Raw genomic sequence first — 12,928 nt, 5'->3', positions numbered from 1 at the left:
GGTTTATCACTGAACGGGTCAATCAGGAAACGTTCCGCCGTCAGTTCAGGGCGATTCAGATAACCCCGCGCCACACCCGCGCCGCCAATATACAATTCACCGATTGTCCCCAACGGCACCGGTTGACCGTATTTATCCAACAGGTAGAGCGTCAAGTCGGGAATACGTGTCCCGATAGGGCTGGTTATCTGTGCCACATCATGAGGACTCAGTTCCCGATAAGTCACATGAACCGTCGTCTCCGTGATACCGTACATATTCACCAACCGGGGCGACGTCTCTTCACGCAGGCGATACCACGCCCGCAACATCCCCGGATCGAGGGCTTCTCCCCCAAAGATGATATAACGCAACTGGTCCGGTAATGGGTTGTCGACATAACTGGCAATAAAGGCTTTGAAAGCACTCGGCGTCTGATTCAACACGGTGATACCGTGCTGACACACAAATTGATGCAGCTCCTGAGGTGAACGGGCGATCGCGTGTGGCACCAGAACCAGTTTTGCGCCGTAGCGTAAAGCCCCCCACAATTCCCATACCGAGAAATCAAAGGCGATGGAGTGCAACAGGCACCAAATATCCTGCCGGTTAAAGTGATACCAGGATTCAGTCGCCTCAAACAAACGCTGGATATTACGATGCTCGACCATCACCCCCTTCGGCGTCCCTGTCGAGCCCGAGGTGTAAATCACATAGGCCAGGTGCCGGGCAGTCAGCGCCGGTACCTGCGGGTTACTATCTGGCTGTTCAGGCAGGGTATTCGGGTCAAGCACAGTCAGCGCAGCCAGCGTTTTCTCGTCCAATGCAGCACGTCCAGCCTTATCTGCCAGCAAAATAGCCGGAGCCGCATCGGTCAGAATATGGGCCAGACGCTCTCCGGTATAGACCGGGTCCAACGGCACATACGCGCCACCGGCTTTCAGCACCGCCAGTACCGCCACCACCATTGCCGGTGAACGTGATACGCAAATCGCCACCCGCTGGTCCGGTTCTACCCCCAGAGCAATCAGCTGATGGGCCAGCCGGTTGGCGCGGGTATTTAATTCGGCGTAACTGAGGGTCTGCTCTTGATACACTAACGCTATTACATCAGGGGTTTGCTCCACCTGTTGTTCAAATAACTGATGAACGCATAACGCCTCAGGATAAGTGCTTTCCGTCGCGTTCCAGGTTTCCAGCAACAATGTACGTTCCGCTTCCGGCAAGATTTCCAATGCCCGAACGGGCCTGTCCGGCTCTTGCTCAAGCGCACCCACCAGACTTTCCAGTGCCCGCTGCATATAACCACATAGACTTTCCGGATCAAACGGCTGCACTACCTGAGCCGTCAGCCCCAAAGATTCGCCAAAATCCTCCACTGATAGCATTAACGGATAGTTAGTCCTTTCCTGTCCGCCAATAAATTCAATACCGCTGATGATGTCATCCGACGCTGCCAGCAAGGTATTATGCCGATAGTTCAGCAAGCTATTAAAGAGAGGGATCTCACCCTGCACACCACTGCAACGCTGAGCCAGTGCCAGTGACGCGTGCTCATGTTCTAATAGTCCGGCGAGCCGAGCATGGGCGACCTGCACGCTGTTCCGTACCGAGGTCTCATCGATATCCAGCCGCAACGGTAAGGTATTAATAAACAGCCCCATACTGCTGTCTGCCCCTGCCCCTTCCCCTGCCTGCATACGCCCAAACAACACTGTGCCAAACACGACATTCTTCTGACCACTGGTACGCGCCAACACCTGCGCCCAAGCCAAATGACACAAGACCGCCAGACTGACGCCCAGATGTCTCGCCTGATGACGCAAACGGTCATTTAACCCAGCTGGCAACATCCGGTGAACTTCCGTCACTTGCGAACCATCACGATGCACCTCCGTCAAACCAAACGGCAAGGTTGGTTCATCTACCTCCGCTAACATGTCGGTAAAGAAGCGGGTATGCTCCTCCTGACTCACCCCCAACCGGACCTGAGCCACCAGATTGCGGAAAGGTGTCGGCGCAGGCAGACTCTCCTCCTGACCTGTCAGATACGCCTGGACTTCACGGCGCATGACTTCCATCGTTTCATGGTCACCGATCAAGTGATGATGCAATTCCAGTAACAACCAATGACCATCGGTTTCCTGAGTGATGACAAAACGCAATAACGGGGCTTCGCTCAGGTCGAGACGATCATAACGCGGATCAAAGCGCCGAGTTAACTGGTCACTGACTGGGCCATCAGCCGGATTCAGTGTCAGTTCCATCACCGACAATGGGGCCTGACGCCAGACCACCTGCGCCGGGACTGACAATCCCTGCCAGAGAAAAGCGGTACGCAAAATATCGTGCCGATCAACTATCTGTTGAACCGCCGCCAGATAACGATCCAACAGTGCCCGGTTAGCAAAAGCCATCTGCCCCGTCAACAGATAGGGATCACCCTCATTTGCCAACAGATGGTGGAACAAAATACCGTCCTGCAACGGTGACAGCGCATAGATATCCTGAATATTGGCGATTCCCCCCGGCACTTGCCCGACAATGTGGTCAATGTCAGCTTGGGTCAAATCTATCAGCGGCAACATCGCCGGCGTCAGCACCGTAGTATCCGGTGTAATACAGTTGTCAGGCACTTGAATTTCACTATGCTGAACCAGAGATTGTGCCAAAATACAGAGTGTTGGATGCTGGAATAACGTTTTTACCGATACACTCAGACCGATACGCCGCAATCGTTCAATCATGCGCACAGCAAGCAGCGAATGACCACCAAGCGCAAAGAAGCTGTCATGCCGACTAATCTGTTCAACACCCAGTAACTCACACCAGACAGCCGCCAGCATCGTTTCTATCTTCCCTTGCGGGGCTGCATAGATCTGACGGGCAAACGCCTCCTCCGCTGGTGCGGGCAACGCCCGACGATCCAACTTGCCATTCGGGGTCTGCGGTAAAGTATCCAGCCGCACAAAAGCTGCCGGTACCATATAGTCAGGTAAAGCTGCACTCAAGTATTCACGCAAACGGACCGCCAACCCCTCATTTGCTTCTGCCGCCACATAGGCGACCAGCCGTTTGCCCTGCTCATCCTCCCATACCAACACTGCCGCCTCTTGCACCAACGGGTGTTTCTCCAGCCTAGCTTCAATTTCTCCTAGCTCAACCCGGAAGCCGCGAATTTTAACCTGCTGATCGTTACGTCCCAGGAATTCCAAATTACCATCCGGCAAGTAGCGGGCCAAATCCCCAGTAACATACATCCGCGCACCAGATACCGGACTAAAAGTATCCGGTATAAAACGTTCCGCGCTCAATTCTGGCTGGTTAAGGTAACCCCGTGCCACACCCACGCCACCAATATACATTTCACCCACACAGCCCAACGGGACTAACTGACCGTATTTGTCCAGCAGGTAAACGCAGGTATTTTTAAGCGGTCGGCCAATAGAACAATCATCGGCTGGGGATAAAACCTCCTTACAGGTCGCTGTTACGGTATTTTCCGTCGGGCCATAGGCGTTCAATAGTCGGGGTCGGTGGATCTCTCGCACAAACCAATCCTGAATGGAGCTCTTTTTGACCGCCTCACCACCAATGATAATGAGCCGGAGACAATCCGGTAGCGGTAATGCATCGTTGTCTCTGACAATCAGTTCAGACCAAAATAACGCTGGCAGAGACATCACTGTAATACGGTTCTGCCAGGCTAAGGAGATAAACTCCGACATCGACGCCAGCCAACTGTCATCACGCATGACCAGCGTGGCACCATTGCATAATGTTGAGAAACACTCCTCCACTGAAACGTCAAACGCAAAGGAAGCAAATTGCAACATCCGATCTTGCGCCGTGACCGCGTAGGTTTCATTAAAGCCCAAGTGACGCTGATACACCGCCTGATGCTCCACCATCACCCCTTTCGGTTGCCCAGTTGAGCCAGAGGTATAGATGACGTAAACCAAGTGCTGTGGCGTCAACGCAGGGACCTGCGGGTTGCGGTCCGACTGGTCTGGCAAGGTATTCGGGTCCAGTACCGTTAACCCGCCCAACACCTTATCACCCAATGCTACTCGTCCGGCCGCATCAGCCAACGCCACTGACGGAGTAGTATCATTCAGGATATACGCCAACCGCTCCAGCGGATAGGTTGGATCCAACGGCACATAGGCCCCGCCAGATTTCATCACTGCCAGCAATGCCACCACCATTGCCGGTGAACGTGACACACAAATCGCCACCCGCTGATCCGGCTCGACCCCCAGAGCAATCAGTTGATGGGCCAGCCGGTTGGCGCGGGCATTTAATTCGGCATAACTGAGGATCTGCTCTTCATACACTAACGCCGTGGCCTGCGGGGTTCTCTCCACCTGTTGTTCAAATAACTGATGGATACATAACGCCTCAGGATAAGGGGTTTCCGTCGCGTTCCATGTTTCCAGCAACAGCTTGCGCTCCGCCGGTGCCAGGATATCGATCTCCCCGATCCGCTGTTGAGCATGAGCGACCATAGCTTGCAGCACCGTGTGCAGATATCCCACCTGTCGCTCCATTGTCGATTGATCAAACAGAGCGGTGGCATAACTCAACTCACCGACAATCCTACCCTCCTCTTCTGACAAGCCTAGTTCAAGATCAAACTTGATAATATCAACAGCTTGATCGACCGGTGACACTGCCAGCCCCGGTAGTTGCCATGCCGTGCTCTCATTGTTCTGCCAGGCAAACATGACCTGGAACAACGGGGTATGTGCCAGTCGGCGCGGCGGCTGCACGATTTCCACCACCCGCTCAAATGGTAAATCCTGATGTTCCTGTGCCGCTAAAGCGGTCTGCCGTACACGCGCCAATAATTCAGTCACCGTCAGATCACCCGAAACATCCATGCGTAACGCCAGCGTATTGACAAAGCATCCGATCAGCGGCTCCACTTCCTGACGACTGCGGCCTGCACTCGGTGTGCCAATCACCATATCGTCCTGACCCGACAGACGCGACAGGACCACCGCCCAGGCTGACAACAGCGTCATAAATAACGTCACACCGTGCTGCTCACTCAGGCGTTTAAGTGCGGTCGTTAATGCCGTATCCAGGTTAACCGGCACGGCATTCCCGGCAAACGACTGCTCAGACGGACGAGGCCGATCAGTAGGCAAATCCAGCAAGACCGGCGCGTCAGCCAGCAGAGTACGCCAATAGTCAGATTGAATCTGAACGCGTTCCTCTGATAGCCACTGACGCTGCCAGGCAGCATAATCCGGGTATTGAATCGCCAGCGGGGGTAAAGGATCCGGTTGCCCGGCCAAAAACGTCGTATAGAGTGCGCTCAGTTCACCTATCAGCACATCGACAGACCAGCCATCGGAAATAATGTGATGCTGGGTGAGCAGGAACCCGTATTCATCATCGGCAAGCCGGATAAGACTGGCGCGGATCAGCGGGCCACGGTCAAGGTCAAATGATGCGCTGGCTTCCTCGGCGCACAGGCGCTCAAGAACACCCTGCGCATCCGGGAACCCGCGCAGGTCATGTTGAGATAACAGTAAGCCGCCATCCGGTGCCAACAACCGCACTTGTGGCTGACCCTCAATAGAGACAAAGACAGAACGTAACGCTTCATGGCGAGCAAACAAAGCGTTAAGTGCTTGCTGCCAGGCGACAATATCTAGTGAACCACGCAAACTCAATGCGATCGGGATGTGATAAGTCTCACTGACGCCATCAAGTTGAGCAAGGAACCACAAGCGCTGTTGAGCGAATGACAACGGCAACTCACCCTTGCGGGATATCGGCAGGATGGCGGACAATGCTCTGTCTTGCTTATCAAACCGGGTAGTGATGATCTCCTCAGCAAAGGCAGCCAAAGACGGGGATTTGAACAGCCGGGTCAGCGGCAATTCAACATCGAAAGCGGCCATCCGATTCATCACCCGTATCACCAACAGTGAATGTCCCCCCAGGGCAAAGAAATTATCATGCCGGCTGATCTGTTCAATCCCCAAGATTTCACACCAAATCGCCGCCAGAGCGATTTCCGTTTCTCCCTGCGGTGCAGCGTAAACCTGACGGGCAAACGCCTCTTCGTCCGGTGCCGGCAGCGCACGACGATCCAGCTTACCGTTCGGAGTTAACGGGAAGGCATCCAGCCGCACAAAAGCCGACGGCACCATGTAGTCAGGCAACTGAACGCTCAGATGCTCACGCAGGCGATTAGCCAGCCCCTCATCCGCTGACGCCACCACATAGGCAACCAGCCGTTTATCCGGCCCTTCACCCTGCGCCAATACCACCGATTCACTCACCGCCGGGTGTTCCGCCAACCGGACCTCAATTTCACCCAGCTCAATACGGAATCCGCGGATTTTAACCTGCTCGTCGTTACGGCCCAGGAATTCCAGATCACCGTCCGGCAGATAACGGGCCAAATCCCCGGTACGATACATCCGCGCACCCGCTATCGGGTTAAAGGGATCCGGTATAAAACGCTCCGCGCTCAGTTCCGGTCGGTTAAGATAACCGCGCGCTACCCCAACGCCACCAATATGCATTTCACCCACACAGCCTAATGGCACCGGTTGACCATATTGGTCCAGCAGGTAGATGCGGGCATTTTTAGCCGGCCGGCCAATAGAATGCGCATCGGCTGGGGATAATACGTCCTTATAGGTCACCGTCACGACATTTTCAGTCGGACCATAACCGTTCAACAACCGGGGCCGGTGACCTTCCTGCCTGAACCAATCCTGAATGGCGTTCTTTTTGACCGCCTCACCGCCAATGATGATGAGCCGGAGACAATCTGGCAGCGGTAACCCCGTATCTCTGGCCGCCAGTTCAGACCAGAACAGGGTCGGTAGTGACACCACCGTAATACGATATTGCTGGGTTAAAGCAATAAATTCCGGCATCGAAGCCAGCCAACTGTCATCGCGAAGAACCAGCGTAGCGCCATTGCATAATGACGAGAAAAAATCTTCCACTGAAACATCAAACGCAAAAGCGGAAAATTGCAACAGCCGGTCTTGTGCCGTGACAGCATAGGTGTCATTAAAACCCAGATACCGTTGATAAATCGCCTGATGCTCTACCATCACCCCTTTCGGTTGCCCGGTTGAGCCGGAGGTGTAAATCACATACGCCAGATGCTGTGGCGTCAACGCCGTGACCTGCGGGTTGCTATCCGGCTGGTCTGGCAGAGTATTCGGGTCAAGCACTGTCAGCCCCGCCAACGCGGCTTCACCCAACGCCACCCTCCCGGCCGCATCAGCCAGGACCACTGCCGGGGCGGTATCATTCAGGATATACGCCAGACGTTCCCCCGGATAGGTTAAATCCAGCGGCACATAAGCGCCACCGGCTTTCAGTACCGCCAATAAAGCCACCACCATCGCCGGAGAGCGTTCCACGCAAATCGCCACCCGCTGGTCCGGTGTGACCCCCTGCACAATCAATTGATGGGCCAGGCGGTTGGCACAGGCATTTAATTCGGCATAACTGAGGGTCTGTTCTTGATACGCCAGTGCCGTGGCCTCCGGAGCCCGCTCCACCTGTTGCTCAAACAACTGATGAATGCATAACGCGTCAGGATACGCGGTTTCCGTGACATTCCAGGTTTCCAGCAACAGCGTGCGTTCCGTTTCCGGCAGGATATTCAACGCCCGTACTGACGTTTCCGGTGCCTGCTCAAGCGCCTCCACCAGACTCTCCAGCGCCTGCTGCATATAACCGCATATTCTGTCCGGATCAAACGGCTGCACCGCATTAGCCGTCAGTCCCAAAGTAGATCCCCCGTCCTCCACCGACAACCCAAAGGGATAGTTAGTGCTCTCCTGCCCGCCCAGGAATTCAATCCCACCCATCGTTTCATTCAGCGGATCTTGTTGATCATTATGCCGATAGTTCAGCAGGGCACTAAAGAGAGGCGTACCACTGGCAACCCCACTGCAACGCTGGGCCAGCGCCAGTGACGCATGCTCATGCGCCAGCAACCCAGCCAGCCGTAAATGGGCCGCCCGCACGCTGTCCCGTACCGGGGTATCATCGATATCCAGGCGTAACGGCAGGGTATTGATAAACAGCCCCATCCCATTGTCAGCCCCTTCTCCCGCCGCCATGCGCCCAAACAGCACAGTACCAAACACCACTTTCTCCTGACCACTGGTATGTGATAACACCTGTGCCCAGGCCAGATGACACAGCGCCGCCAGACTGACACCCAAATGCCGGGCCTGATAGCGAAGACGGTCATTTAACCCGGTAGTCAGCATCCGGTAGGATTCCCTCTCCTGAGATCCATCATGATGCACGTTCGCCAGCCCAAACGGCAATGTCGGCTCATCCACCGTCGCCAACATGTTAGTAAAGAAGTGGGTATGTTCCTCCTGACTGATACCCAACCGGGCCTGCGCCACCAGATTGCGGAACGGCACCGGCGCAGGCAGGCCGTCTTCCTGACCCGTAAGATACGCTTGTACTTCGCGATTCATCACATCCAGCGTGGTATGGTCACCAATCAGGTGATGCAGCAATTCCAGTAAAAACCAGCGGCCATCGGTCTCCTGAACCACAACAAAACGCAGCAGTGGTGCCTGCCCCAAATCAATACGATAATGACGGGGATTAAAACGTTGAACCAGTTGATCACCCACCGGCCCATCAGCCGGGTCCAACGTCAATTCAGTGACCGACAATGGTGCTTGACGCCAGACTACCTGAGCTGGCACTGACAATCCTTGCCAGATAAAGGCCGTGCGCAGAATATCGTGCCGATCAACCATCTGTTGTACCGCGGCCAAATAACGGTCCAGCAGAGGCCGGTCAGCAAAAGCCATCTGGCTGATCACCAGATACGGATCCCCTTCATTTGCCAATAAGTGGTGGAACAAAATGCCATCCTGCAATGGCGACAGAGCATAGATATCCTGAAGATTAGCCACCCCACCCGGTATTTGCCTGACGATACGGTCAATGTCAGTCTGAGTCAGATCGATCAGCGGCAACATCACCGGGGTAAGTGTCGTCGTCGCTGACGTAATGACATTCGGTGGCACCACCACGGCCCGGTGCTGCCTCAACGTTCGAGCCAGTTCAGACAACACCGGCGACTGGAACAGGTCACGCACCGCCAGTGTCAGCCCCAGGTTACGTAAGCGTTCAATCATCCGTACCGCGAGCAGTGAATGACCACCCAGAGCAAAAAAGCTGTCATGCCGGCTGACCTGCTCAACCCCCAGTAATTCACGCCAAATAACCGACAGGGCGATTTCTGTTTCGCCTTGCGGCGCCGCGTAAACCTGACGGGCAACGGATTCACCATCCGGTGCCGGTAACGCACGACGATCCAGCTTACCGTTCGGGGTCAATGGCAACGCATCCAGACGCACAAAGGCGGACGGCACCATATAGTCAGGTAAAGTTGCACTCAGGTGGGCACGCAGACTATTCGCCAGCCCCTCATCCACTGGTGCCACCACATAAGCGACCAGACGCTTATCCTGCGCTTCTCCCAACGCCAACACCACCGATTCACGTACCAACGGGTGTTCTATCAGCCGGGCTTCAATTTCCCCCGGTTCAATGCGGAAACCGCGGATTTTCACCTGCTGGTCATTACGGCCCAGGAATTCCAGATTACCGTCCGGCAGGTAACGCGCCAAATCCCCGGTACGGTACATGCGCGCATCCGGATTGTTACTGAACGGATCGACCAGGAAACGTTCCACCGTCAATTCTGGCCGGTTCAGATAACCCCGCGCCACACCCGCACCACCAACATACAATTCACCGATTGTCCCCAACGGCACCAGTTGACCGTATTTATCCAACAGATAGAGCGTTAAATCCGGGATACGCGTACCAATAGGGCTGGTTATCTGCGCCACATCATGAGGACTCAGTTCCCGATAAGTCACATGAACCGTCGTCTCCGTGATACCGTACATATTCACCAACCGGGGCGACGTCTCTTCACGCAGGCGATACCACGCCCGCAACATCCCCGGATCGAGGGCTTCTCCCCCAAAGATGATATAACGCAACTGGTCCGGTAATGGGTTGTCGACATAACTGGCAATAAAGGCTTTGAAAGCACTCGGCGTCTGATTCAACACGGTGATACCGTGCTGACACACAAATTGATGCAGCTCCTGAGGTGAACGGGCGATCGCGTGTGGCACCAGAACCAGTTTTGCGCCGTAACGTAAAGCCCCCCACAATTCCCATACCGAGAAGTCGAAGGCGATGGAGTGCAACAGGCACCAAATATCCTGCCGGTTAAAGTGATACCAAGGTTCAGTCGCCTCAAACAAACGCTGGATATTACGATGCTCGACCATCACCCCCTTCGGCATCCCCGTCGAACCAGAGGTGTAAATCACATACGCCAGGTGCCGGGCAGTCAGCTCAGGGACCTGCGGGTTAACATCCGGCTGATCCGGCAGGGTATTATTCGGGTCGAGCACGGTCAGCGCAGCCAGCGTTTGCTCGTTCAGCGCAGCACGTCCGGCCTTATCCGCCAGCAAAATAGCCGGGGCGGCATCGGTCAGAATATGGGCCAGACGCTCACCAGTATAGACTGGGTCCAGCGGCACATAGGCGCCACCGGCTTTCAGTATTGCCAGTACCGCCACCACCATTGCCGGTGAACGTGACACACAAATCGCCACCCGCTGCTCAGGTACTACACCCAGTGCTATCAGTTGGTGGGCCAGCCGGTTGGCACGGGCATTTAATTCGGCATAACTGAAGAGCTGATCTTCATACACTAACGCGGGCGCATCAGGGGCTTGCGCCACCTGCTGTTCAAACAATTGATGAATGCATGACTGGTCAGGAGAAGCAGTTTCCGTCACGTTCCAGGTTTTTAACAACAACGTACGCTCCGCTTCCGGCAAAATCTCCAACTGTCGTACCGGCGTTTTCGGGGCCTGTTCCAGTACCTCCACCAAGCTCTCCAGTGCCTGTTGCATATAGTCGCACAGGTTTTTCGGATCAAACGGTTGTACTACCTGAACCGTCAGCCCCAGAGATTCACCACAATCCTCCACGGACAGCACTAACGGATAGTTGGTCCGCTCCTGTGCACCAATAAACTCAATGCCGCTTATCAGCTCATCTGACGGTGCCGACAGGGCATTATGCCGATAGTTCAGCAAGCTGCTAAAGAGGGGGATCTCCCCATGTACCCCACTGCAACGCTGGGCCAGCGCCAATGAAGCATGTTCATGTTCCAATAGTCCGGCCAGTCGGGTATGGGCAGCCTGCACGCTGTCCCGTACCGGGGTATCATCCATATCCAGCCGCAGCGGCAAGGTATTGATGAACAATCCCATACTGCTGTCTGTTCCTTCCCCGGCCTGCATACGCCCAAACAATACGGTGCCGAACACCACTTGCTCCTGCCCACTGGTACGCGACAACACTTGGGCCCAGGCCAGATGACACAATGCCGCCAAACTGACGCCCAGATATCGCGCCTGATGACGCAAACGGTTATTTAGCCCGGCTGACAACATCCGGTGAGATTCCGCCACCTGCGAACCATCACGATGCACTTCCGTCAAACCAAACGGCAATGTCGGTTCATCTACCGCCGCCAACATGTCAGTAAAGAAACGGGTGTGTTCTTCCTGACTAACACCCAGCCGGCCCTGCGCCACCAGATGGCGGAACGGCACCGGATCAGACAGGCGATCCTGCTGTCCGTCCAGACAAGCTTGTACTTCACGGTTCATGACGTCCAGTGTGGTATGGTCGCCAATCAGGTGATGCAGCAATTGCAGGACAATCCAACGACCATCCATTTCCTGTGCCACCACAAACCGCAACAACGGTGCCTGATTCAGGTCAAGACGATAATGACGGGGATCAAAACGTTGCATTAACTGATCGCAAACCGGCCCGTCAGTCGGATCCAGGGTCAGCTCCATCACTGACAACGTGGCTTGACGCCAAACCACCTGAGCCGGTACAGATAATCCTTGCCAGATAAAAGCAGTCCGCAAGATATCATGACGATCAATCACCTGTTGCACTGCCGCTAAGTAACGGTCTAGCAAGGATCGGTCAGCAAAAGCCATCTGACTGACCACCAGATACGGATCCCCTTCGTTTGCCAGTAAGTGGTGGAACAAAATACCGTCCTGCAATGGCGACAGGGCATAGATATCCTGAAGATTAGCCACCCCACCCGGTATTTGCCTGACGATGCGGTCAATGTCAGCCTGAGTCAGATCGATCAGTGGCAACATTTCCGGAGTGAGTGTCGTCGTCGCTGATGTAATGACATTCGGTGGCACCACCACAGCCCGGTGCTGCCCCAACGTTTGAGCCAGGTCTGATAACACCGGAGACTGAAACAGGTTACGCACTGCCAGCGTCAACCCCAAGTGACGCAAACGTTCAATCATCCGTACCGCAAGCAGAGAATGACCACCCAACGCGAAGAAATTGTCATGTCGGCTAACCTGCTCAACGCCCAGCAACTCACACCAAATCGCCGCTAATGTGATTTCCGTATCCCCTTGTGGCGCTTCATAAACCTGACGGGCAAGCGCTTCATTATCCGGTGCCGGTAGCGCCCGGCGATCCAGCTTACCGTTCGGGGTCAACGGAAGTGCATCCAGACGCACAAAGGCTGTTGGTATCATATAGTCAGGTAAAGTTGCACTCAGGTGGGTACGCAGGCTATTCGCCAGCCCCTCATCCACTGGTGCCACCACATAAGCGACCAGACGCTTATCCTGCGCATCCCCTAACGCCAATACGGCAGATTCACGCACTGCTGGGTGCTCTGCCAACCGGGCTTCAATTTCCCCCGGTTCAATGCGGAAACCCCGGATCTTAACCTGCTGGTCGTTACGGCCGACAAACACTAAATCCCCTTCCGGCAGATAACGGGCCAAATCCCCGGTCCGGTATATGCGCGCATCTGGTTTATCACTGAACGGGTCAA

Annotated in this window: 1 protein-coding gene; it reads right to left on the bottom strand. The window is 55.0% G+C overall.

Annotated elements, in window-relative coordinates; translation table 11 throughout:
• Positions 1 to 12,928, bottom strand: a 12,928-nt coding sequence (locus KZ793_RS20260; protein WP_225816973.1) for a non-ribosomal peptide synthetase, incomplete at both ends; no start/stop codon positions are given.

The organism is Photorhabdus antumapuensis (genome assembly GCF_020387775.1).
Taxonomy (GTDB): domain Bacteria; phylum Pseudomonadota; class Gammaproteobacteria; order Enterobacterales; family Enterobacteriaceae; genus Photorhabdus; species Photorhabdus antumapuensis.
The sequence above is the reverse complement of the archived record's forward strand: the minus strand, read 5'-3'. Positions and strand labels throughout refer to the sequence as shown.